This window comes from Streptomyces noursei (assembly GCF_001646665.1).
GTDB classification, from domain to species: Bacteria; Actinomycetota; Actinomycetes; order Streptomycetales; family Streptomycetaceae; genus Streptomyces; species Streptomyces lavendulocolor.
The window spans coordinates 210316-234315 of sequence record NZ_LWBU01000384.1 but is presented as its reverse complement, the minus strand read 5'-3'; the positions used below and the strand labels follow the sequence as shown (position 1 = coordinate 234315).

The window sequence follows — 24000 nt, the reverse complement described above, 5'->3', positions numbered from 1 at the left end:
TCAGGCCCCCGTTCCGCGCGCCGCGGCACGGCGGCGGTCGACGAGGGCGGCGACGGCCCGCAGGTCCGGCTGGCGCAGGAGCTCGGGCGCACGCAGGCGTACGCCGCACTCCTTCTCGATGACGGTCAGCAGCCGGGCGGCGACGATGGACGTGCCGCCGGCCTTGGTGAAGTTGTCGGTGAGCGCGGTCGCGGGCCGGGCCAGGAGGTCGCGCACGGCGTCGAGGACGATCCGCTCGCCGGGCGTGGCCGGGGCCGGAGCGTCCGCGCCCGCCGCGCCGGCGTCCGGGGCGCCGGTCCCGTCCGGGGCCGCCGCGTCGCGCGTCAGCGCCGCCCGGTCCACCTTGCCGTTGGCGTCCAGCGGGAAGGAGTCGACGATCCGCACGGCCGCGGGCACGGCCTGTTCGGGCAGCCAGTCCCGTACCGCCGTCAGCAACGCCTCGCCGGTGGTCGTGGCGCCCGCCGCGGGGCGCACGTACGCCACCAGGCGCGTCCGGCCGTCGGGCGTGCGGGGCGCGGTCACGACGGCTCCCCGCACGGCCGGGTCCTTCTCCAGCGCGGCCTCGACCTCGGCGGGCTCGATGCGTACGCCGCTGATCTTCACCTGGTCGTCGAGACGGCCGAGGAACTCCAGCAGGCCGTCCTGCCGCATCCGGACCCGGTCGCCGGTGCGGTACAGCCGGCTCACCCCCGGCAGGCCCGGGCCCGGCGCGGGCGCGGTGAAGCGGGCCGCGGTCAGCTCGGGGTCCAGGTATCCGAGGGCCAGGGCGGTGCCCTCGACGCGGAGTTCGCCCTCCTCGCCCCGGGGCACGGGGTGGCCGTCGGCGCCGGTGACGACGACGGTCACGCCCGGTATGGGGACGCCGATCGGCGGGGCACCCGTGCCGTCCGCCGCCGCGTCCGCGGCGCGCATGGCGTGGGTGGTGGTGACGACGGTGGCCTCGGCGGGACCGTAGGCGTTGTGGACCGTCGCGGTCACGTCCGGGCCCGGGCGGCGGCGCATCCGGTCGCCGCCGACGACGAGGTGACGCAGCGCCAGACCCTGCGGCCAGGGCTGTTCCAGCAGCGGCTCCACCATGGGCGTGGCGGCGACGCCCACGGTCACGGCGGCCTCGCGCCACCAGGAGACGAGCAGGTCGGTGTCCCAGCGGACGGCGTCGGGGGCGGGGACGAGCGCCGCCCCCGACGTCAGCCCGGCCCACAGCTCCAGCAGATGCGGGTCGAACGCGACGCCGATGAGCAGGGACTGCCGGTCGCCGGGCGCGAGGCCGGTCTCGGCGCGGTACCAGTCGAGGAGCGCGCCGAGCGACGGCTCTCCGACGACGACCGCCTTGGGCCGGCCCGTGGAGCCGGACGTCAGCACGGCGTAGAACGCCTCACGCGGTGCCCGGAGCGCGCCGGGACGCGGCGGCGCGGCGAAGGCCGCCACCACCGTGCCGGCCGCGTTGGCGCCCTCGCCCGGCAGGGCGAGCGCGATGTGCTCGGCCGCCCGGTGCGCGGGAGGGAGCAGTTCCGGGTCGCCGATCAGGCAGGCGACGTCCAGGTCCTCGGTGACGGCGCCGATCCGCCGCTCGCCGGGGCGCGGCCCCAGCGGCAGGTACACCGCGCCCAGCCGGGCCAGCGCCACGGCCGTCACGACCAGTGCGGCGGAGCGGTCCAGGCAGACCCCGACCAGCTCGCCGGGCCGCACGCGGTCGCGCAGGGCGTTCACGACCTCGTCGGCGGCGGCGTCGAGCTGCCGGTAGGTCCAGGTGTGGCCGCCGTCGGTCACCGCGGGCGCCTGCGGGGTGCGGCGCACCCAGGACTCGAAGAGGTCGAGCACCCCGGTCGTGGCGTCGTCGGGGAGCGCGGGGCCGTGGGCGACGCTGGGCGCTCCGGTGAGCGCGGCGTCGCCGGTCACCGGCCCGGCGGCGGGGAGGGAGGCTGTCGGCTGGATCATCAGGACTCCGTCGAAGTGGTGGCGGTGGCGGTGACGGCCGTACCGGTGGCGGCGGTGGCGGCGAGCGCCCCGGCCTGGTCGGCGAGCACCGGGTTGCGGAAGAAGAGCCGCATCGGCGGACGGTGTCCGAGCCGGGGCTCCAGCCAGGCCGCCAGCCGCGCGGCGAGCAGGGAGTGGCCGCCGGCCCGGAAGAAGTCGGTGGACGGGTCGAAGCGGTCGTGCTCCAGGACCTCGCGCCAGCCCGCGGTGAGCAGTTCGGTCATCGGGTCGGCGGGAGCCGCCGCACCGGCGCGGCGCTCGCCGTTCCCCGCGGCCGTGTCACCGCTGCCGGACGGGGCACCGGCGTCGCCGGGCGGGAGCGCCGCGCCGGCCGCACCGAGCTCCGCAGCCTTCCGGGCGAGCGCCGTCCGGTCCGGCTTGCCGCCCGCCAGGGTGGGCATCGCGTCGAGGCGCACCCAGCGCCCCGGGACGAGGGCGGCCGGGAGCCTGCGGCCGAGTTCCGCGTGCAGCGCCCGCTCGTCCCACGCGTCGCCCTGGTCGGGGCACTCCAGGAAGCCGACCAGCCGGGGGCCGCCGTTCGCCGACCGGTCCAGCACGACGGCGCAGGACCGGCCGCCGAGCGCGGCGGAGGCGGCCGCCTCGACCTCCTCCAGCTCGATGCGGTAACCGCGCAGCTTGACCTGGTTGTCCCGGCGGCCGAGGAAGTACAGCAGCCCGTCCAGGCCCCGGTAGCCCAGGTCGCCGGTGAGGTAGACCCGTTCACCGCCCAGTGCCTCGGGGTGGACGAAACGGGCGGCCGTCGCCTCCGGGTTGCCGACGTACCCCTCGGCGAGTCCGGCTCCGGCGATCGCGAGTTCGCCCACCGCGCCGTCCGGCAGGGGGCGGTGGTGCTCGTCCAGGACGTGGACCCGCTCGCCGGGCAGCTCGGTCCCGAGCGGGATCTCCGCCCCGTCGGCGAGGTCCTCCGGGGTGAGGGCGTGGACGGTGGAGGTGACGGCGGCCTCGGTGACGCCGTAGGCGTTGAGCACCGTCGCGTCGGTGTCCGCCATGAAGTCGCGCAGGACGTCCGCCGGGAGGCGTTCGCCGCCGAGCACCAGCAGCCGCGGCGACCAGCCGCCGTCCCGCAGGACGGGCCGCAGCTCGTCCCGGGTGGCGAGGAAGTAGCTGGTGGGGAGGTTGGCCACGGTGACGCGGGCCTGCGCCAGCAGCTCGGCCAGCTCGGTGCCCGTGGGTACCTCGCGCTCGGGCACGACGAGGCACGCCCCCGCGTACAGCGACGGCAGCACCTCCTCCAGCGCGACGTCGAACGACGGCTGGGCGAACAGCAGGACCCGGTCGCCGTGGCGCAGCCCGAACCTGTCGGCCACGCCGGTCAGATGGTTCGCGAGCGCCGCGCGGCCGACCGCGACGGGCTTGGGCGTACCGGTCGACCCGGAGGTGTGGATGACGTACGCGGCGCCCGGGACGGCGTCGGCGGCGTGCGCCTGCGGCAGCTCGGGTGCGTCGATCGGGGCGCTCGGCAGGCCGTCGGGGACCGTGACGGGGTGCTCGGCCGAGGTGAGGACCAGGGCCGGGCGCAGCCGGCCCAGCAGCAGCTCCAGCCGGGCGGGCGGGTCCGACGGCGAGAGCGGGCAGTGGACCGCGCCGGTGCGCAGGCAGGCGAGCAGCGCGACGATCGCGTCGACGCCGCGCGGGAGGACGGCGGCCACCGGCCGGCCGGCGGTCACCCCGGCGGCCAGCAGGCGCTCGGCGAGGGTGGCGACCCGGTCCTCCAGGTCCCCGTAGGTGAGCCTGCGGGCGCCGATCAGCATGGCCGGGAGGGACGCGTCGTGCGCGGTGAGGGCGTCGAGCGGGTCCGGTCCGGCGGGCCGTCCGGCGGCGGGGGCCGGCCCGGCGGGGACGGAGGCGGTGGCGGCCGGTGCGGTGGCCGGTGCAATGGCGGCGGCCGGTGCGGCGGAGGCGGTGGCGTCGTGCGGGGCCGCTGCGGTGGCCGGTGCGTCAGCGGTGCGGCCGGCCTCCGGGCGTACCGGCGCCAGGTCGGCCAGGGCGGTGCCCGGCGCGTCGAGGTAGGCGCGCAGGAGGTCCTGGAACCGGCCGGCGAGCAGCCGCACCACGTCCTCGCCGAACATGTCGGCGTCGTAGTCCCACACCAGGATCATGCCGGCGGCGCCGTGCCGGGGGCCGACCCCGCGGCGGTCGTCGGGCAGCAGCACCACGTCCAGGTCGAACCTGGTCGTACCGGTGTTGAAGCCCTCGAACAGGGTGACGTCCAGGTCGGGGACGTCGATCCGGGGCAGCTCGGCGTCGTGGGCGCTGAACATCACGTCGAACAGCGGGTTGTCGGCGCCCGACGTGTGCAGGCCGAGGGACCGGGTCAGTTCCTGGACCGGCACGTCCTGGTGCGGCAGCGCGCGGATGAGGACGTCGGTCACCTCGTCCATCGTCTCCTCGGCCGGTGCGGCAGGCTCCGGACGCAGCGGGAGGGGGATGGTGTTGACGAACATGCCGACCGTCTGCTCGTGCCCGCGGGGCCGGTTGCCGACCGCGGTGCCGACGACCAGCTGTGAACGGCCGCTGTGCCGGCGCAGGAGTTCGGCGAAGAGGCCGAGGAGGGTGGAGAACGGCGTCAGGCCGCGCTCCCGCGCGTGGTCGCGCAGGCGTTCCGCCAGGTCCGCGCCGATCGTCTGGCGCATCTGTCCGCCGTGGTGGCGGCGCCGGGCGCCGGGACGGGACAGACCGGGCAGCGGCAGGTCGTAGGAGAGGCCGCTCAGTTCGACGGTCCAGAACTCCAGCCCGGCACGCCGTGCCTCCTCCCGCGCGCCGTGCGCCTGGGCGGCGACGTGGTCGGCGTACGAGGGCGCCGGCGGCAGCGCGGCGGGCTCACCGAGGACGTGGGCGCGGTAGACGGTGAACACGTCGTCGAGCAGGATCGCGAACGAGTGGCCGTCGTGGATCAGATGGTGCTCGACGTGGACGAGCCGGTGGTGGTCGTCCGCGAGCCGTACCAGCGTCCAGCGGAGCAGGGGCGCCTCGTACGTGTCGAGCGGGGTCTCCGCCTCCGTACGCAGCAGCTCCTGGAAGGCGGCCTCGGGGTCCGTCGCGGTGCTCAGGTCGACCGTGCGCAGCCGGGGCTCGCAGTGGTCGGCGACCCGCTGGCCGGGCATGGCGCCGGTGACGGCGACCAGTTCCAGGCGGAGGCCCGCGTGCCGGTCGAGCGTGGCGGCGAGACCGTGGCGGAGGGCGTCGCGGTCGAGCGGGCCCCACAGGTCGAGGGCCGCGGTGAAGTTGTAGGCACGGCTGCCCGGCTGCACCTGTTCGTGCAGCCAGACGATCTCCTGCGAGGAGGAGAGCGGAAGCATGGGCGATCCCTGGGGTTCGTCGGGTCGGATGGAGTGCGCCGGGCACGGTCGTGTCCGGGCGTGGCGCGGGGCCGGTCGCGGATCGCGCGGGCCGGCCGGGTCGGTCGGTGTCACGGAGTCGGTCGGTGGCACGGAGCCGAGTCGCGCGGAGTCGGTGGGTGGCACGGTGAGTGGCACGGAGGACATGGGCGTCACGGAGGAGCCGGGCGCCACGGGGGGAACGGGCGTCACGTAAGGGGTCGGCCGGTGGCCGACGCCGCTTCCGTCGTCGTCCCGAGTGCGCCGGCGAGTGCGTCGAAGGCGTCGAGGGCGGTGCGGTCGTCCAGTACGGCGCGGTCCCACACCATGCGCAGCCGCAGTTCCGGTCCTTGGGTGACGGAGACCGCGAAGGGGCCGCGCACGGGTCTGCCGTCGACGTGGACCTCCCGTCCCCCGATCCCTGCCAGGCGGAGCGGCGGCCGCTGCCTGCTGTCGTCGACGGTCAGCAGCCCGTCGAGACGGCCGGACCAGCCGGATCCGGCCTCCCGGGCCGCGTGCACGACGGCGTCGAAGGGGACGTCGGCCCGGTCCAGGTCGTCCCACCAGGTGTCGGCGGTCACTTCGGCCCCGGAGGGGGCCCGCCCGGTCGCCGCCGGGAACACCACGGTGTTGAGGAAGCAGCCCAGCACCCGCTCGGCACCGGGGGGCCGGCCGCCCCACGGGTAGCCGAGCGGCACCACGTGACCGGGACCGTACAGGGCGCGCGCGGCCGCGCGGCAGGCGTCCAGCAGCTCGGGGAAGGGCACCCCGCCGGCGGGCGAGGGCAGCAGCGCGTGGGCCGAACCGCTCGGCCGCGCCCCGGCCGCGGGGGCGCCCGGCCGCGGTGCGGGGGACCGGTCGCGGACGGCCCGGAGCCGGTCGCCCCAGTAGGCCAGGGACTCGGGCGAGGCCGCCCGGTCCTCGGCGTCGAGCTGGAGCAGCACGGCCTCGCGGTAGGCGGCCAGGCCGGCGTCGACGTCCGCGGGCGCCGGGGCACCGGCCCCGGGCCCCTCGGCGTAGGCGGCGCCGAGTTCCTCGACGATTCGGGCGAGTGACGTACCGTCGCAGACGGCGTGGTCGAGGACGACGGCGAGCACCTCCCGCTCGGCGGCGGGCCCGCCCGGTCCGCCCTCCGCGCCACCGTCCGGTCCGGCGCCCGCGCCGGGGGCCGCACCGCCGTCACCGTCACCGTCACCGTTGCCGTCGCCGCACACCGTCCCGTCGTCGTCGATGAGGAACAGCCGCAGCGGCGGGCCGTCGGGGGTCCACGCGCTCAGCGCGCGGCGCAGGGCGGTGCCCGCCTCCTCGCCCGGCGCCCGGGGCACGCGTACGACGGGCACGTCCGGCCGCTCCACGCGGAGCACCGGCGTCCCGCGCACCACGCCCGGCCTGCCGCGCAGGACCGGGTGGAGGGCGGCGAGGCGCTCGGCCGCGGCGGCGAGGCGCACGGGGTCCACCGTGCCGCGCGGGAAGGCGAAGAACATCGGGACGAGGTCCGGCCGCCCGGTGGGGTCGAGGGCGCGCACCAGGATGAAGCGGCGCTGCGCCCCGGTGACGGGCAGCGTGACGCCCCCGTCGGGCGGGAGACCCCGGTAGCGAGCCAGGTACTGGCCCGAGATGCTGAGCACGTGATCCTCTCTGTCGTCCGGCCGACGGCGTGGCCGCGCGATGTGGTGTCCGGGCGCCGTGAGTCACCCGGGTGCGAACGGGTCCTTAAGAACGCGGTCCGGCGGGCTGCTGCCCTGCGGTCTGCTGCCCGGCGGCCGGTGGCTCAGTCGGGTGCGGTCCGGCGGGCAGGTCCCGCATCCGGAGCAGCGGGGAGAGCAGCAGCGGCAGCGGTACGGCGAGGAAACCGGCCGCGCAGCACCACAGCGCGGCGCCGGCGCCGAAGCGGTCGGCGAGCGCCCCGCCGGCCAGCGCCCCCAGCGGCAGCGTGCCCCACATGAGGAACCGCAGGGTCGCGTTCATCCGGCCCAGCAGGGCCGGCGGGCAGAGGGCCTGACGGAAGCTCACCTGCGCGACGTTGTACACGACGGCGCCGAAGAAGACGACGCCCGAGCCGAGCGCGAACACCACGGCGCCCCCCACCCGCTGCGACACCGGCCACAGCAGCGCGAACGGCCCCGTCACGAGTGCGGAGAGCCAGATGATCCGGGCCTGGCCCAGCTTCGCGGCGAGCGCGCCGGCGGCCAGCGCGCCCGCGAGTCCGCCGACGGCGGCGGCCGACAGTACGAGACCCACCGCGCCGGGTTCCAGGCCCAGCACGCGGACGAGGAACACCGTCTGGGTGGCCATCAGCAGCGCGGTGAAGAAGTTGCCGAGGCCGGTGGAAGCGGCGATCACCCGCAGCAGGGGCTGACCCAGCACGAAGCGCAGGCCCTCGGCGACATCGGCGCGCAGGGACCGGCCGGGGGCGGGTTCGGGGAGGGGTTCCTCCTTCCGGATGCCCCGGAGGAAGAGGGCGGACAGGGCGTATCCGGCGGCGTCGACCACGACGGCCAGGTGGGCGCCCACCAGCTGCACCAGACCGCCACCGATCCCGGGACCGGTGACCTGCGCCGACGAGCGCACGGTCTCCAGCGCCCCGTTGCCCTTGACCAGCATGTCCCTCGGCAGCAGGTGGGGCAGGAAGCTCTGGTGGGCCACGTCGAAGAAGACGGTCGCGACGCCGGTGACCAGGGCGACCACGTACAACTGCGCCATGGTGAGGACACCGGCGAGGGCCGCCGCCGGGACGCTCGCCATGGCCACGGCCCGGACGACGTCGGCCCGGACCATCAGCGGCAGCTTCCGCATGCGGTCGACCCAGGCGCCCGCGGGGAGTCCGATCACCAGGAACGCGGCGGTCTCGGCGGCCGTGAGCAGCCCCACCTCCAGCGCGGTCGCCTCGAGTACGAGCACCGCCACGAGTGGCAGGGCGACCAGGGTGACGTGGGCGCCGAGCTGCCCGGCCGCCGCCCCGGCCAGCAGCAGACGGAAGTCGCGCATACGCAGAGGGCCGCTGCTCACGGCCCGGGATGTGACGGACATGTGAACGACCTTCACTGAACGGTCGATCAGTAGTCAAAAGACGATGGACACTTTCGGTCGTTTCTTTCGACTGTTTGGTGTTGTGTCAGGAAAATCTTCAACCGTCCTGGGTGGCTGCCGGATGAATCGCGGGGGTGCCGGTCCAGTGGGGGCGGGTGATCAGGGGGAGTGACGGAGCGAAACCGACTGGCCACGCGTGCGATCACTTGATGATGTGTTCTGACCGAAAACAGTCATTGGAGCAGACCATGTGGTCGGAATCGCTCATTCCGACCGCTATGGCCGTGATGGACAGTCCGTGGAGCCCTTCTCAAGGGCCGCGCGGGGCATCTCACAGCCCCGCACCGCCGCCGCGCCCGCGCACCGCCCCGTCCCCGGTGTTCAGCCGCCGGACGAAGCCGGCCTGGGCCGCGAGGACCCCGTCGGCGTACAGCTGCCGGGGTGCGAAGACCGCGGTCAGTGTCAGGCGCCACCCCGAGCGCTCCACGTCGTGCTCCACCAGCGCGTGCGTGGCGTCCGGATGGTGAACGACGTGGAGGGACGCGGCGGGCAGGAGCCGGCGGTAGACGGCCTCCGTCTCGGCGACGTCCACGTTGACGTCCCGGCCGGCCAGCACCAGGAGGACCGGTGTACCCCGCATGGCCCGGAGGTCAGCCGTCGCGTCGGCGGTGTGGTTCCGGGTGATGAACGACCATCGCGCGGCCGTCACGTCGCCCCCGTCGCCGACCGCCGCGCGGTACTCGGCGTACGACGCCTTGCGCGCGAGCAGGGCGAGCGTGGTCTCCCGCCGCCGCAGCGCCGCGTCCCGCCGCTCCGCCGTGGCACCCTCCCGGCGCAGCTCGGCGAGGAGGTTGTACCGGCCCTGGCGCAGCCAGTTGACGGCCGGGGACACGGCGACGACGAACCGCAGACCCCGGTCGCGCGCCGCGACCTTGGGCAGCACCCAGCCCGCCTGGCTCGCCCCCCACAGGCCGACGCGGCGGCCGTCGAGGTCCGGGCGTGCGCGCGCCCAGGCCACGGCCGCCAGGGTCTCCTCCGCCCGATCCGCCATGCTCTGGTCGAGCCAGTCGCCCTCCGAACCGCCGACCCCGGGCTTGTCGAACGACAGGGACGCGTACCCCTCCCGGGCGAAGGACTCCCACAGCGGCCGGTAGAACGTCTCGTGCGTCGCGTCGACCGGGCCGTCGCCGTGCACGAAGACCACCACGCCGAAAGGCCCGTCGCCCGATGCTGGCAGGGCGAGCACCCCCCGGAGCAGCTTGCCGTCGTGCCGCAGCGACACCTTCTCCTCACGGAGCGCGTACGTGTTCTGCCACACCATCAGCCCTGCCGCCCCGACGCCCGCCAGCAGCGCCCCCACCAGGACCCAGACCCACACCGTCCACCGTCGTCCGCGCCGTCCGGGCGCCCGGAACCCCGCGATCATGTCCCACCCCTCACCAGTTTTCGCTCATGTCAAGAACGTTCGTTGCTAAAACGAGCGTATACTCTGCGTTCAGGTGGTGTGGTCCGGTGGACCCGACGAGAGGACGCGGCGATGGACAGGACCGAGGACGGGGCAGCGGTGGCCGGCGGCCGGCCGGTCATCCGCAGAGGCGTACCGCGGGGCGGTGAGGAGCGGGTGGCGGAGCTCTACTGGGAGGCGTTCGGCCGCAAGCTCTCCCCGGCGCTCGGCCCGCCCGAGGCGGGGCGCCGGTTCATCGCGGCCCACCTGCGGCACGACCGGGGCGTCACCGCGCTCATCGGCGACCGGGTGGTGGGTGTGGCCGGGTACCGGCTCGGCGACCGCGCGCTGACCGGCGGGAGCGCGAAGGACGTGCTGACGGAGTACGGTCTTCTCCGCGGTCTGCCGCGACTCGCGCTCCTCGCCCTCTTCGAGCGCGAACCCGCCGAGGGCGAACTCGTCATGGACGGCATCGCCGTGGACGCGGCGCACCGCGGCACCGGCATCGGCGGTCTGCTGCTGAAGGAGATCGCCGCCATCGCGGCCGACCACGGCTGCCACCGGATCCGCCTGGACGTCATCGACGCCAACCCCCGCGCCAAGGCGCTCTACGAGCGCCACGGCTTCGCCCCCGTCCGCACCGAGCGGACCCCCTACCTGCGCGGCCTCATGGGCTTCGGCGCGGTCACGACCATGCACCGCCGGGTCACCGCCGCGGACGCGCCGGACACGAAGGAGACACCGTGAACGCGACCACCGGCCACGCCGGCGACCCGGCCGACAGGCCGGAGATCCCCACCCGGCTGCTCGTCCACGCACTCGTCCGCGAGGACGGCACCGTGGACGCCGACGAGCTGTACACCGTCGCCGAGTCGCTGGGCATGACCGGCCAGCAGGTCAGACTGTGCGTCAAACGGCTCGTCACCGAGGGCCGTTTCACCCAGGAGGGCCGCGGCCGCGGTGCGACCCTCCGCGCCCTCGCCGACGCCACCGGGACCCTGGCGCCGGACGCCGCGTACCTCCGCCACGCCTACCGGCAGGACGCCGGACTCGCCCCGTGGGACGGCACGTGGCACCTGTTCGCCTTCGCCGTGCCCGAAACGCGCCGCACCGCCCGCGACGCCCTGCGCGAAAGCCTCCTCCATCTCGGCGCGGCGCCCGTCCAGAGCGGCCTGTACGTCACCGCCAACCCCGTCGCCGAACTCGTCGAGGCCCACGCCCGCCGGCTCGGCGTCCTCGACGCGCTCACCCGCCTCACCACCACCGACCTGCGCATCGGCGGCACCGACGAGCCGCGCGAACTCGCCGCCGCGCTCTGGCCGCTGGACCGGATCGCCGCCCGGTACGAACGGCTCGCGGACTTCGCGGCGTCCCGCCTCGCCCGCCTCACCCACGACCCGGAACCGTCGGACGCCGAGCGGCTCACCACCACCGTGGAGCTCGCCGCGCACGTCGGCGCGGCGATGACCCCCGACCCCCTCCTGCCTCCCGAGCTGCTGCCCGCCCCCTGGCCCGGCAGCCGCGCCCGCCGCCTGACGGCCGACTGCTGGCGGCACCTCCGGGCGGCCCGGGCGGGTGACCGGCCGTCGGACCTGCGCCTGTTCGCGCTCTACGCCGACGTACTCGACACTGGCTGATCAGCCGGCCGGACGCACGGTGCAGGCGGCGGGACGCACGGCTCGGTCGGCGGGGCGGGCGCACGGCTCAGGCGGCGGGGCGCACCGCCACCGCGTCGATCTCGAAGAGCATGCCGGGCAGCGCGAGCGCCGCCACCCCGCTCAGCGTCTGCGCCGGCAGGCGCTCGCCGAACGCCGCGTGCAGAGCCTTGCCGAGGACCTCCAGCTTCCCGGGGTCGTGGTCGACGACGTACGAGCCGAGCCGGACCACGTGCTCGAAGCCCAGACCGACGCCCTCCAGGGCGTGCCGCAGGTTGCCGAGCGACAACTCGACCTGCGCGGCGAAGTCTCCGGGCACGGGCGCTCCGGTGCCGTCGGAGGCGTACTGGCCCGCGATGAAGACGAGCTCGCCCGGCGCGGAGACCGCGTGGCTGTAGCCGAACGCGGCGGGGTCGTGCAGGGTGCCCGGGTTGGTGATGGTGCGCTGGTCCGTCGTCACTGCGGCGTGGTCCCTTCGGACGGGTACGTACGGTCACGGGCCGGCGGCGGCCACCGTCGGCACCCGTGCGAACGCGCGCCGGGAGCCGCCCATTCCCCCGTCCCGCACGAACGGATCCCCCGCTCGCCGGCCGGGGAGCGGCGACGCTCAGTCCGAGGCCGCGCCGAACCACTCGGACAGCCGGCCGCGCAACTCCCGCTGGTCGTCGCCGACCCAGGCCACATGACCGTCCGGCCGCAACAGCACGGCGGGTACGTCCAGTTCACCGGCCGCGTCAACGACGTGGTCGACCCGGCCGGACCACCCCGCCACCGACAGCCGGCCGGTCCGGTCGAGCAGCAGCCCGCGCCCGCCGTGCATCAGCCCGTACAGGCGCCCCCGCTCCAGCGCCACGTCCCGCAGCCGGCGGCCGACCAGGTCGTGGCCGCCGCCGAGGTCGTAACGGACCCCGATCGCGGTGATCTTCTCGATCAGGTACCGGTTCACCTCCTCGAAGTCCATGAGTTCGGCGAACAGCCGGCGCACCGACCGGGGACCCGCCTCGGGGGAGAGCAGCAGCATCTGCGCCCGGGTGTTGTCCAGCACGTCGGCCGCCACCGGCCGGCGTTCGGCCTCGTAGCTGTCCAGCAGCCCCACCGGCGCCCGGCCGCCGCCCTCCGCGGCCAGCTTCCAGCCGAGGTTGAACGCGTCCTGGATGCCGAGGTTGAGACCCTGCCCGCCGGTGGGCGGGTGGATGTGCGCCGCGTCCCCGGCCAGCAGCACCCGTCCCACCCGGTAGCGCTCGGCCAGCCGGGTGGCGTCGCCGAAGCGCGAGAGCCAGCGCGGCGAGTGCACCCCGAAGTCGGTCCCGGCGAACGCCCGGAGCTGCTGCCGGAACTCCTCCAGCGACGGCGGGGCCGTACGGTCCTCGGCCACCCCCTCGGCGGGCACGACGATGCGGTACATCCCCTTGTTGCCGTCCACGTCGGGGATGGCGCCGAACCGCATCTGCGTCCTGCGGACCTCCGCGACGACGGCCGCGATCCTCTCCGGGTCCTCGGTCGCCTCCATGTCGCCCAGCAGTGTCTCGACCGTGGCGGGTTCACCGGGGAAACCGACACCGAGCAGCTTGCGGACCGTGCTGCGGCCGCCGTCGCAGCCCACCAGGTAGCGCGAGCGCAGCCGCGTGCCGTCGGCCAGCTCGGCGGTCACCCCCCGCTCGTCCTGGTCGAGCCCGACCAGCTCGCAGCCGCGGCGGATCTCCGCCCCCGACGCGGCGGCGTGCTCGGCCAGCAGGCGCTCGGTGACCGTCTGCGGGATGGACAACACGTACGGGTGCGCGGTGTCGAGCCGGTCCGGCCACGGCGCGTCGATGCCGGCGAAGAACCCGCCGACCGCGACGGTCTCGCCGAGCGCCAGGAACCGCTCCAGCAGGCCGCGTTGGTCCATCACCTCCACGCTGCGCGCGTGCAGGCCACGCGCGCGGGACTGCTCGGTCGGCCGGTCCAGCCGGTCGAGCACCAGTGTGCTCACCCCGGCCAGCCGCAGTTCGCCCGCCAGCATCAGACCGGTCGGCCCGCCACCGACGACGATCACGTCGATCATGAGATCCCCCTCTTCCACGCCGCCGGCGCACCGCGTCCGGCGCGGTGCCCACTGCGACGAAGCAGTAGATACGTCGCAAAGCGTCGATTACCGGAGGTTCTGGCTCAGGCCGACGATTCTGCGTCATGACGGGGGCCTTGCCGCAAGGCCCCCCGTGCGCTATACGTTGAGAGTGGCAAGGAGCGGCTGACCTCCTTGCCTTCGCTGTTTCCGCCCCCCTCCGCACCGCTCACCCCCCCCGTGCCACCCGGTCCGCACCGCACCGCCCACCCTCCGTGCCACCCACCCCGCTCCTCGCCCCTCCGAGCGCCGGACGGGCCGCCGCGGCCACCGCCCCACCCCCCGGCCGGCCCCCGCACCCCGCTCCGCGACCTCCCCGAGCCGTCCGGCCACCCGCCCGGCTAGGATCCGGCCATGCCGCTGACCATGCAGGACGTGAACCGGTTCGAGGTCGCCAGGCCGCGCCTGGAAGCCATCGCCTACCGCCTCCTCGGCTCCGCGAGCGAGGCCGAGGACGCCGTACAGGAGACGTTCCTGCGCTGGCAGGCGACCGACGTCGGGCGCATCGAGGTGCCCGAGGCCTGGCTGACGAAGGTGCTCACCAACCTCTGCCTGAACCAGCTCACTTCGGCCCGCGCCCGGCGCGAGACGTACGTCGGCGAATGGCTGCCCGAGCCGCTGCTCGACGGCGACCCGATGCTCGGCCCGGCCGACACCGCGGAGCAGCGCGAGTCGGTCTCGTACGCGGTCCTCACCCTCATGGAGCGGCTGACGCCCAACGAGCGGGCGGTCTACGTGCTGCGCGAGGCCTTCGACTACCCGCACCGGGAGATCGCCGAGATCCTCGACGTCTCCGAGAGCGCCAGCCAGCAGATCTTCCACCGGGCCAAGAAGCACCTCGCGGACGGCCGGCCCCGCGCCGAGATCGACGCGGCCGCCGCCCGGCGGGTCGTCGAGGAGTTCCTGGCCGCCGCCACCACGGGCAGGACCGAGCCGCTCGTGAAGCTGCTCACCGCCGACGTCCTGGCGGTCGGCGACGGCGGCGGGAAGGTCCCGGCGCGCGCCCGGGCGGTCGAGGGCACCCTCGCGGTCGCCAAGTTCATGCGGGGACTGTTCAAGCCGGCACCGTCCAAGCGCGCCCTGGTCGGCGGCTCGCCCGAGATGTACGTGACGACCGCCAACGGGGACATCGCCGTCGTGGCGGTCGTCGACGGCCGGGTCGTCGGGATCATGTGCCTGGAGATCACCGGCGAGGGGATCGCCGCGTTCCGCAGCCAGGTCAACCCCGACAAGCTCCAGCGCGCGACCGAGGTGTGGGCCGCGACCGAGCACGGGGAACCGCTGTTCCGCGCCTTCTGACCGTCACGGGAAGCCCCCGCCCCCAGGTGTGAGCCGCTTCACACCGGGGGCCTGTCAGGAAACCGCGGGCCGCCCGGTTCATAGGGCGAAGCCGCGCACGACAAGGGGCGGGCCCGCGCAGACAGGAGCACCCACCATGCAGCACCGCATCATCGTCCTCGGCGCCGGATACACGGGAGCCGTCGCGGCCGGCCGCCTGGCCAGGCGGCTGCACCGCGACGACGTCGCCATCACGCTCGTCAACACCGAAACCGACTTCGTGGAGCGCGTCAGGCTGCACCAGCTCGCGGCCGGCCAGGACCTCAAGCCCCGGCCCCTCGCCGAGATGTTCCGGGGCACCGGTGTCCGGCCCCGGTGCGCCAAGGTCACCGGCATCGACGTCGACCGCAGGACGGTCACCGTCGCGGACGGGAACGGCGATGCCGAGGAACTGGAGTACGACACCCTCGTGTACGCCCTCGGCAGCGGCTGGAACGACCAGGGCGTCCCCGGCGTGGCCGAGCACGCCCACGAGCTGTCGAGCCGCCCCGGAGCGCTCCGGCTGCGGGAACGCCTGGCCGGCCTGGACGCCGGACGGCCGGTGGTCGTCGTCGGCGGCGGCCTCACCGGCCTGGAGGCCGCCACCGAGATCGCCGAGGCCCGCCCCGACCTCTCCGTCGCCCTCGCCGCCCGCGGCGGCCTCGGCGACTGGCTGTCGGACAAGGGACGCCGCCACCTGCGGAAGGTCCTCGACGGGCTCGGCATCACGGTCCACGAGCGGACCGCCGTCACCGGTGTGGAGGCCGACCGCGTCATCACCGCGGACGGCAGGGACCTCCCGTCCGCGGCCACCGTGTGGACCACCGGCTTCGCGGTCCACCCCATCGCGCGGGCCACCACCCTGGAGACCACCGGCACCGGCCTGATCGTGGTCGACGGGACCATGCGCTCGGTGTCGCACCCGGACGTGTACGCCGTCGGCGACGCGGCGCTCGTCATGGGCCCCGGGGACAAGCCGCTGCGCATGTCGTGCGCCTCCGGAGTCCCCACCGCGTGGCAGGCCGCCGACACCATCGCCGCACGCCTGACCGGTGGCAAGGTCCCCAGCCTCACGATCCGTTACTACAACCAGTGCATCTCGCTGGGCCGCAAGGACGGCCTGATCCAGTACGTCACCGCCGACGACCGGTCCGTCGGCGCGGCCCTGACCGGCCGGCCCGCGGCCGTCTACAAGGAGCTGATCTGCAAGGGCGCGGCCTGGGGCGTCGCCAACCCGCTCCTCGGCATGCCGGCCCGCCGGCGCCGCATCGTACGGGGAACGGCCAGGACCGGCTCACCGGCCGTCAGCGGCTCGGCCTGACGGGTTCGGGAAGCGGGCGCCCCACGCCGCAGGCGGGGCGCCCGCCCGCGGCAGGGGGCCCGCCGACGGTGCACGCCGGTCCCCGGCTACCGTGCGGCACATGCGTGCCCAGGACGAGATCACCCGACCCCCGCTCCGACTCCGCGACGTGGTCGCCCGCGGGGCGCTGTCCGGACTCGCCGCCGTCCCGCTGCTCGGGGCCCTTTCCCTGTGCGTCGGCGACCACCACGACCGAGAGACGTTCCTCGCCGTCGTCGGCGGCTTCGCCGCCTCCCTCGCAGGGGTCGGGACACTGTTCGGCCTCTTCCTGTGGTGGGCCTCCCAGGGGGACATCCGCCGCTGCCGGGACTGGCGGACCGTCAAGAGCCAGTCGGACGCCGTCACCGTCGCGGCCCCGGCGATGCTCCGGCTCGGGGTGTCGGCCCTCGTGCTCTTCCCCGGCGCCGTCGGCCTGTACCACCTCGTGGACGAGGCCCCGTACGGCAGTTGGCTGTACGGCGGCTGACGCCCCGGTGGCTCCGGGGCACGCAGTAGCATCCCCCGATGCCGGACATCGCAGCACCCTCGGCCGTTTCGCCACCGCCGACGAGGACGCCCCGGCGGCGCGCCCGGTACTGGAGGCGGCCGGCCTGCGCTGGATCGACGCCGACACAGCGGTCATCACCGTCAACCGGCCTGCACGTCCACCCCTTCGGCGCCCGCGTGCCCCTCCGCGTCGACACCCTGCTGTTCCACTGGCAGGGCCAGGGCAGGCCGTCCCGACGACGGGTCGTGGAGGACGCGGTGTCCCGTGGCGACTTCCGGACGATGGCCCCCGCCGGGGAGGCGGGCGCCTGGGCAGGGGTCGCCGGGGCCGCGGCGGTGGATCGCACACTTCACGACAAGTGAGAGCCGCCCGTCCAGGGCGGCGCACCGGCCGGGCCGGCGGGACGCTTCGGCGCGTTGTGCACGCGGCCCCCGGCGCCCGCCCGCCGCGCGGGGCACGGGCCCGCGAGCCACCCGCAGAGCCGCGTCCCTGCGCGTCGCGCGTGTTTCCCGCCGGGTCACGTCGTGACGGCCGCCCGGCACGCCACGGACGCGCGGGCCGCCGGGCAGAGCGCGGTGACCGAAAGAAGGAGCGTCCGCATCCGGGCAGGCCGGGCCGGTTCGCCGAATGACCGGTTTGCGGGTGGTTGCGGAGCGGACGACATCACTAGCGTCTGGTCGCGATGCACCGTCGACTCGACTCGCTCACACGGAGGTAAGGATGAAGATCGCCGCCAGGTTGTCCGCCCTGACCGGTGCCGTCGTGGTGGCGGTCACGCTGGCCGCGGCTCCCGCCACCGCCGGCCCGGCCGATGCGGAGGCCAAGTGCCCCGCCCGTCTGTCGCCCTCCACGACCGGCGGTGAGGCCGCGTGGAGCATCGAGTGCGTCGGAGGCAGGGTCGTCATCGACGGCTGGGTGAGGGACACGAAGGCGGACGGGAAGTGCGCCTTCGTGAAGGCGTTCGCGGCCTTCACCGACGGCCAGAGCCGCAAGGAGGCGAAGGCGTGTCCCAAGGACTCGCGGACCAAGTTCACTTGGGAGGCGTCGGGCACGGAGATCAACGCGTACTTGTACGTGGCGTAGGTCTCGCCGCGGTCCCTGCCGCGCGCTCCGCCCCGGCGGACGGTTTCACTCGCGGACCTTCTCCCCTCGGCTCGGCGCGGCCGGCGCCCCCGGGGTGTCGCACAACCCGGCACGCGCGGCCACGCCGACGACCGGGCACCGGCGGCCGAGCGGCCGACGCGGCAGGCGGCGGCTCACCGGGGCGCGACGTGTCCCGGTGATCGGCGCCCGGGCGTCCGGGGCTCATGTGGTGGCGGCGCCGCCGTCGAACGCGGTGCGCAGGAACGCCGCCGCCTGTTCCGCCGCGCGGCTCCCCGCGTCGAGCGTGCCCGCCATGGCGAAGAAGCCGTGCGTCACTCCCGGGCAGCGCGTCCGCGGGACGTCATGGCGGGGTCACACCTTCCGTACGGTGACGCCGGCCGCGGCCAGCGCGTCGGTCGCCGCCGCCGGTGCCGTGACGTCGGTGACGACGGCGTGGAGCGCGGTGGGCGGTGCGACGAACGCCAGCGCCGTGCGGGAGAACTTGGCCGCCTCGGCGACCGCGACGGTGCGGCGTGACGACGCCATCGCCGCCCGTTTGACGGCCGCGTCGGCGAGGTCGTAGGCGGTCAGACCGTCGTCGGCGGTGAGGCCGCAGCAGCCGATGACGGCCGTGTCGAAACGGACCGCCGCGAGGGACGCCTCCGTGAGGGGCCCGGTCAGCGCCAGCTCGCCGGGCCTCGGCTCGCCGCCCGGCAGGAGCAGCCGCACGGACGGGGCACCGGTCAGCGCGTTGGCGGCGTGCAGCGACAGTGGCATCACGGTGACACGACGGTCGCGCAGCGCCTTCGCGACCTCCAGGCACGTCGTCCCGCTGTCGAGGACGACGGACTCGCCGTCGGCGATGAGGGCGGCGACATCGGCGGCGATCCGGCGCTTGGCCTCCTCGCCCTCCCGCGCCCGCAGCCCGAACGGCGGTTCCTCGCCGCGCAGCAGCAGACTGCGCGCACCGCCGCGGAACCGTTCGAGCACCCCCTGATCGGCCAGGATCTCCAGATCGCGCCGCACCGTCATCTCGGAGCTGCCGGTGAGCCCGGCCAGTTCCGCCACGCTCAGTTCGTGCGCCTCCCGCAGGGCGTCGGCGATCCGGCGGTGTCGTTCCGTGGTTCCCATACGCGTATTGCACAGGATGCGTGTGCGAAAGTCAACGTATCGAACATGTTCCTTGTTCATTATGCTCGCGGTCATGAACAGAACCCTGCGGGCCGCCCGCCTCGCCACGTTCGCCTTCTTCGCCCTGAACGGCTTCGTGATGGGCATGTGGATCGTGCACATCCCCGCTGTCGAGTCGCGCACCGGGATCAGCCACGCCGTCCTGGGATGGCTGCTGTTGCTGCTGGGTGGCGGCGCGTTCGCCGGAATGCAGATGTGCGGCCGTCTCACCGACCGCCTCGGCGCCCGCCGGGTGGTGCCCGCGGGCGCCGTGCTGTGCAGCGCGGCGGTGGTGGCGCCCGCCCTGGCGGCCGACGCGCCCTGGCTCGGGGTCGCGCTGTTCCTGCTGGGCTTCGGCAACGGCTGCCTCGACGTCAGCATGAACACCCACGCCGTCCAGGTGGAGCGCGCCTACGGCCGACCGGTCATGTCCGCGTTCCACGCGGTGTTCTCGCTGGGCGGTGTGCTCGCCGCACTCGTCGGCGCGCGTCTGATCACCTGGGGGTGGGACCTCGGCGCGACCCTGACCGTCGTCGCCGCGACCGGCCTCCTGGTGACCCTCGTCGCCACACCCGCACTGCTCGGCCCGCCGCGAGGCGCCGGGAAGGGCGCCGCCACCACGGGGGAGGACAGCGCGACCGACGCGGCGGCCGCCGTCGCCGGCGCGACGGGCGAGGGCGCGCGCCCGGCCGGCCGGCGGCGCACGCCCCGGCGCGTGTGGGTCCTGGCCGTCCTGGCCCTGCTGCTGATGCTCTGCGAGGGCGTCGCCAACGACTGGAGCGTGCTGCACCTGGAGGACGTGCTGGGCGCGCCCGCCGCCACCGCCGCCTTCGCCTACGGGGCCTTCGCCACCGCCATGACGGTGGGCCGTCTGCTCACCGACCGGGTCGCCGCCCGTACCGGCCCGGTGTTCGTCGTCCGCTACGGCGCCGCCGCCGCAGGCGCCGGGCTGACCGTCGCCGCGCTGTCCCCGTGGGTGGTGCCCGCGCTCGCGGGCTGGGCCGTGTTCGGGCTCGGACTGTCCGGCTGCGTACCGCAGTTCTTCAGCGCCGCGGGCCACACCGACGAGGACGCGGCCGGCGCCCACGTCTCCCGGGTCGCCGGGCTCGGCTACCTCGGCATGCTGGCCGGGCCCGCCGTCATCGGCCCGCTGACCCACCTCGTACCGCTGAACCTCGCCCTGCTGCTCCCGGTGGCGCTCTGCGCGGTGGCCGCCGCGGCGGCCGGCGTGCTCCGCCCCGACACGCGGCCCGGGGCCGGAGCGGCCGTCCGGCCGGCGTCCGACGGACCGGCGGTCGGCACGAGTACGGCCTGAGGCCGGCCCCGCGGGCCCTCCTCGCCGGCGAGCCGTCCGCGTCGCCCCGTGTCGCCCGGTGCCACTCGGTGCCGCTCGGCGTCGGTTCGCCGGCACTGTCCCGTCGTCGCTCGTTCATGCGCGCAGCGATGGCGAGAGGGTGCCACGCGGGTCACTCGTGCGAGGTACACGGATTCCGGACATCGGTTGACCGGGACGGGAGACCAGGCACTCCGAGGCGTACGGCGGCCTCCCCGCCAAACATCGATTTTCCGTAGTTTCCGGTGACCGGCGGGCATCGTCACCCGTTTGCCCCACCCTCCCGTCGTCCATCACCTGGTTACGGAACCCGACGACAGGGGCTCAGATCATGGCTGAATGGACTCAGATCACCGGTGCTCTCACGGCGATCTCCGCGGGCTCTAGGACCAACGTGTGGGGGGTCAACTCCGCGGGGAACATCTACCGCTTCAGCGGGGACGACGCGGACCCCTGGATCAACATCCCCGGCGCCCTCAAGGACATCGGTGCGGCGGCGGACGGCACGGTGTGGGGGGTCAACTCCGCCGGGAACATCTACCGCTACACCGGTGACGAGAGCTCGACGACCTGGAAGCAGATCTCCGGTGGTCTGGCGCGCATCTCGGCCGGGTCGAGGACCAACGTGTGGGGGGTGAATTCGGGCGGCGGCATCTACCGCTACAGCGGCAACGACTCCAACCCGTGGATCAACATCCCCGGCGCGCTGACCGACATCGGTGCGGCGGCGGACGGCACGGTGTGGGGGGTCAACTCCGCCGGGAACATCTACCGCTACACCGGTGACGAGAGCTCGACGACCTGGAAGCAGATCTCCGGTGGTCTGGCGCGCATCTCGGCCGGGTCGAGGACCAACGTGTGGGGGGTGAACTCGGGCGGTGGCATCTACCGCTACACCGGTAACGACTCTAACCCGTGGATCAACATCCCCGGCGCGCTGACCGACATCGGTGCGGCCCCCGACGGCACGGTGTGGGGCGTCAACGCGGCCGGCAACATCTACCGCTACAGCGGCGACCAGCCCGGCTAGGCCGCCGCCGGCGTCGTCGCGCCGCCCGGCTCGGGACGCTTTCGCGGGAGTGGGACCCCCCATGTGCCCGGGCGCGCCGGCCCCCGGGCACACCGCTCCAGCCGCGTCCACCGGTGCGTCCACCGTGCCCGCACGGTGGGCGCACCGGTCCGTCCGGCGGCGCGTACGGATACGTGGAACGGCCGGCAGCCGGGCCCTCCGGGAGGGGAGGTCAGCGGCGACGGCGGGAGTGCCAGGAGGTGCCGATACCCGCGACGTGCAGTGCGAGCAGTGTCAGGCCCAGCAGCATGACGTTGCCCGAGGAGAACGTGTCGTTGGTGCCGATCTCGGCGGCGTTGATGAGGAAGGCGACGAAGAACAGAACGGCGGCGACGATGCCCAGCATGGGACGGCTCCCTTGTCGGATGCTCGATGTGCGGATGTTCGGTGCGTGGATGCGCGGATGCGCGCGTGTGCGGATGCGCGAAGCGGTGAAAGCGGCGGACGGTGCGGTGCAACGGTCCATGTGCCCCCGGATTCCGGCCGCAGACACGTTCGGGCCATCGCCGTGCCCGCACGGTGGGGGCACGGTTCCGCCGCCGACCGATGAGTTCGCGGCGCCGGGCCGGTCAACAGGGGCAGTGGCACACCCCCTGAGGAGACGGACATGACCGAGACCGAGACCGAGAGCCGGACCCTGGACGCGCCGGGCGCGACGCTCACCTACGACGTGCGGCACCCGGACGGTGACGGCACCGGCGGTCGGCCGCTGCTGCTGATCGGCTCGCCGATGGGCGCGGCCGGCTTCGCCTCGCTCGCCGCCCGCTTCACCGACCGCACCGTGGTGACCTACGACCCGCGCGGCACCGGCCGCAGCCCGCGCACCGACGGCGCCCCCCGGACGGCCCCCGAGGAGCACGCGGACGACGTGCGGCGCGTGATCGAGGCGCTCGGCCGCGGCCCGGTCGACCTGTTCGCGAGCAGCGGTGGCGCCGTGAACGCGCTCGCCCTGGTGGCCCGGCACGGCGAAAAGGTCGCGACGCTCGTCGCCCACGAGCCGCCCGTGGCGCGCGTGCTGCCCGACAGCGTGGCAGCACTGGGCGTGTGCGAGGACATCCACACCACCTACCTGCGGCAGGGCATGGGACCGGCGATGGCCAAGTTCATCGCCGCCGCGGGCCGGAAGGGCCTCTTCCCCGACGACTGGCGCGCGGAGCCGGCACCGGACCCGGCGGCCTTCGGCCTGCCGAGCGAGGACGACGGCTCGCGGGACGACCCCCTGCTGGGGCAGAACATGCTCGGCTGCACGGGCTTCGCCCCCGACACGGCCGCGCTGCTGGCCGCACCCACGCGCGTGGTCGTGGCGGCGGGCAAGGAGTCGGACGGGGAGTTCCCCGCCCGGGCGGCGGCGGAGATCGCCCGGCTGCTGGGCACCGCCCTGACGCTCTTCCCCAGCCACCACGGAGGCTTCCTCGGTGGCGAGTACGGGCAGCAGGGCGCCCCGGACGAGTTCGCCCTGACCCTGCGCGAAGTGCTGGACGGCGCGCGCTGATCCCTGCCGCGCCCCGCGTGCCCCGCCGTTCCCTCCCGGGCGCGCCCCGCCCCGCCCGGGTGCCGGACCGCCGTACGCGCCGGCACCCGGGCGCCGGGCGTCAGCCGAGGTGGACGCGGGCGGCGGCGATCGGACGGTCGGCCGCCCTGCGCGCGGTCGAGGAGTTCACGCTCCAGCGGTAGCCGGCGAAGAGCTTCGTGGTGGGATCCGCGTAGAACACGATGTGGCCGTACCCCACGCCGTTGTGCTCGGTCCACCCCGAGGCGCCCTCCGCCGGCTCCTCGATACGGGTGTCGGGGAAGCCCCGGTAGGTGGCCTCCGCGCCCGCGGAGGCGGCCGGGTTGCCGTGCGGGTCGCTGGTGCAGTCGATGATCTCGAAGACGTACGGGACGACACCCTCGCCGACCTGGCGGTCCGCCGGGGACGCCAGCGTGCCCTTGCGTTCCCGGATCATGACGATGTGCCCGGTGTACGGCTCGGTGGTCGTCTCCGGGTCGTAGTCGAAGGCGACCAGGTCCCCGGGCCGGAGGTTGACCGGCTTGGTGACCGCGGTGAAGTGCGGAACGGCCGCCGCGTTCGCGAAGCCCTCACGGAACTTCTCGGCGGTCGGGTAGAACTTGCCGGGCTCCGTCCTGAAGTGCTGGGCGAAGTACTCCCGGGTGGCCCACCCGTACGCCGTACCGGTGCCGTACGCGCGCTGGAGGACCATGGTCAGGAACGACGAGCACTGGGCGAACGCCGAGAACTGCTCCGGGTGGCCGGGCGCGCCCCAGGACAGTGCCGAGTTCTCGTTCGGGAACTGTCCCGCCGTCTTGTAGCGGTTCGCGCCGTCGCTCCAGGGACGAAGGCGCAGGTAGTCGACGAGGGCCTCGGCCTCGATCTGGTGCGGCGGCTTGAGCGGGTACGGGCTCGGCGCCGGCACGTCGGCCGCCGATGCGGTGCCCGACGCCGAGCCGGCCACCAGCGCGGCGGTGGCGCCGGCCAGTATTCCGCGGCGGCTGAGACGCTGCTGAGACATGGGTGTTCCCCCTGGTCGGTCATGGAGTTGGTGGTCGATACAACTTCCGGGATCCTAAGGCCTGATGACCCCATGGCCACCGGCTGCACCGACGGCCCGGCCCCCCCGGTCACCGGTTGCGCC

Annotated in this window: 20 protein-coding genes; 10 read left to right on the top strand and 10 right to left on the bottom strand. The window is 74.8% G+C overall.

Translation table 11 applies throughout. The features are described from left to right. From A4V12_RS31655 to A4V12_RS31630, 5 genes are all read right to left on the bottom strand, one after another. Positions 1–1938, bottom strand: a complete 1938-nt coding sequence (locus A4V12_RS31655) for a non-ribosomal peptide synthetase (RefSeq protein ID WP_064072897.1) — start codon at positions 1936–1938, stop codon at positions 1–3. Further along, positions 1938–5297: a non-ribosomal peptide synthetase gene (locus A4V12_RS31650; RefSeq protein WP_064072896.1), complete on the bottom strand. Its 3360-nt coding sequence runs from the start codon at positions 5295–5297 to the stop codon at positions 1938–1940. Before A4V12_RS31650 ends, A4V12_RS31655 begins: the two co-directional genes overlap by 1 nt. 227 nt (positions 5298–5524) lie before the next feature. Further along, on the bottom strand, positions 5525–6943 hold the full coding sequence (locus tag A4V12_RS31640; RefSeq protein WP_064072894.1) for a hypothetical protein: 1419 nt from the start codon (positions 6941–6943) through the stop codon (positions 5525–5527). A gap of 85 nt (positions 6944–7028) precedes the next feature. Next, positions 7029–8345 carry an MFS transporter gene (locus A4V12_RS31635; protein ID WP_064072893.1) on the bottom strand — a complete coding sequence of 439 codons (1317 nt, stop codon included), beginning with the start codon at positions 8343–8345 and terminating at the stop codon, positions 7029–7031. A gap of 331 nt (positions 8346–8676) precedes the next feature. After that, positions 8677–9771, bottom strand: coding sequence for an alpha/beta hydrolase family protein (locus A4V12_RS31630; RefSeq protein ID WP_064072892.1), 1095 nt, complete (start codon positions 9769–9771; stop codon positions 8677–8679). A 111-nt stretch (positions 9772–9882) separates the two neighbouring features. On the opposite strand from A4V12_RS31630, the gene A4V12_RS31625 reads away from it, so the two are divergent. Continuing rightward, complete coding sequence (locus A4V12_RS31625; protein ID WP_064072891.1) at positions 9883–10536, top strand: GNAT family N-acetyltransferase; 654 nt, start codon at positions 9883–9885, stop codon at positions 10534–10536. Next, entirely contained in the window at positions 10533–11426 is an 894-nt protein-coding gene (locus A4V12_RS31620) for a PaaX family transcriptional regulator C-terminal domain-containing protein (protein ID WP_064072890.1), read from the top strand. Before A4V12_RS31625 ends, A4V12_RS31620 begins: the two co-directional genes overlap by 4 nt. 67 nt (positions 11427–11493) lie before the next feature. On the opposite strand, the gene A4V12_RS31615 is transcribed toward A4V12_RS31620, so the two are convergent. Together A4V12_RS31615 and rox are read right to left on the bottom strand one after the other, a co-directional pair. After that, positions 11494–11904, bottom strand: a complete 411-nt coding sequence (locus A4V12_RS31615) for a RidA family protein (protein WP_064072889.1) — start codon at positions 11902–11904, stop codon at positions 11494–11496. 147 nt (positions 11905–12051) lie between these two features. After that, entirely contained in the window at positions 12052–13488 is a 1437-nt protein-coding gene (gene rox / locus A4V12_RS31610) for a rifampin monooxygenase (RefSeq protein ID WP_064072888.1), read from the bottom strand. A gap of 414 nt (positions 13489–13902) precedes the next feature. Between rox and A4V12_RS31605 the strand changes: the two genes are divergently transcribed. The 5 genes from A4V12_RS31605 to A4V12_RS31585 all read left to right on the top strand — a co-directional run bounded on the left by A4V12_RS31605 (position 13903) and on the right by A4V12_RS31585 (position 17795). Further along, positions 13903–14847: an RNA polymerase sigma-70 factor gene (locus tag A4V12_RS31605; RefSeq protein WP_064072887.1), complete on the top strand. Its 945-nt coding sequence runs from the start codon at positions 13903–13905 to the stop codon at positions 14845–14847. 136 nt (positions 14848–14983) lie between these two features. Further along, the gene (locus A4V12_RS31600) at positions 14984–16186 is read left to right on the top strand and encodes an NAD(P)/FAD-dependent oxidoreductase (protein ID WP_064072886.1); all 1203 of its coding nucleotides are present in this window, start codon (positions 14984–14986) and stop codon (positions 16184–16186) included. A 100-nt stretch (positions 16187–16286) separates the two neighbouring features. Next, on the top strand, positions 16287–16691 hold the full coding sequence (locus A4V12_RS31595; RefSeq protein ID WP_064072885.1) for a DUF6336 family protein: 405 nt from the start codon (positions 16287–16289) through the stop codon (positions 16689–16691). A gap of 197 nt (positions 16692–16888) precedes the next feature. Then, a complete protein-coding gene (locus A4V12_RS31590) occupies positions 16889–17074 on the top strand; it encodes a hypothetical protein (protein WP_064072884.1) in 186 nt (61 codons plus the stop codon). Positions 17075–17432: 358 nt separating this feature from the next. Beyond that, positions 17433–17795: a hypothetical protein gene (locus tag A4V12_RS31585; RefSeq protein ID WP_079137519.1), complete on the top strand. Its 363-nt coding sequence runs from the start codon at positions 17433–17435 to the stop codon at positions 17793–17795. 372 nt (positions 17796–18167) lie between these two features. On the opposite strand, the gene A4V12_RS31580 is transcribed toward A4V12_RS31585, so the two are convergent. Then, positions 18168–18926: a DeoR/GlpR family DNA-binding transcription regulator gene (locus A4V12_RS31580; protein ID WP_064072883.1), complete on the bottom strand. Its 759-nt coding sequence runs from the start codon at positions 18924–18926 to the stop codon at positions 18168–18170. A 73-nt stretch (positions 18927–18999) separates the two neighbouring features. Here A4V12_RS31580 and A4V12_RS31575 point away from each other — a divergent pair, with 73 nt between their 5' ends. Then, complete coding sequence (locus tag A4V12_RS31575; protein ID WP_064072939.1) at positions 19000–20280, top strand: MFS transporter; 1281 nt, start codon at positions 19000–19002, stop codon at positions 20278–20280. 349 nt (positions 20281–20629) lie between these two features. Beyond that, positions 20630–21328, top strand: coding sequence for a tectonin domain-containing protein (locus tag A4V12_RS31570; protein WP_064072882.1), 699 nt, complete (start codon positions 20630–20632; stop codon positions 21326–21328). Between the two features lie 211 nt (positions 21329–21539). Here A4V12_RS31570 and A4V12_RS38190 read toward each other — a convergent pair whose 3' ends face one another. Beyond that, a complete protein-coding gene (locus tag A4V12_RS38190; RefSeq protein WP_199831436.1) occupies positions 21540–21713 on the bottom strand; it encodes a hypothetical protein in 174 nt (57 codons plus the stop codon). A gap of 261 nt (positions 21714–21974) precedes the next feature. Between A4V12_RS38190 and A4V12_RS31565 the strand changes: the two genes are divergently transcribed. After that, positions 21975–22859, top strand: coding sequence for an alpha/beta fold hydrolase (locus tag A4V12_RS31565; RefSeq protein ID WP_064072881.1), 885 nt, complete (start codon positions 21975–21977; stop codon positions 22857–22859). Between the two features lie 100 nt (positions 22860–22959). On the opposite strand, the gene A4V12_RS31560 is transcribed toward A4V12_RS31565, so the two are convergent. Further along, positions 22960–23877, bottom strand: a complete 918-nt coding sequence (locus A4V12_RS31560) for a hypothetical protein (protein ID WP_079137518.1) — start codon at positions 23875–23877, stop codon at positions 22960–22962. Positions 23878–24000 lie beyond the last annotated feature (123 nt).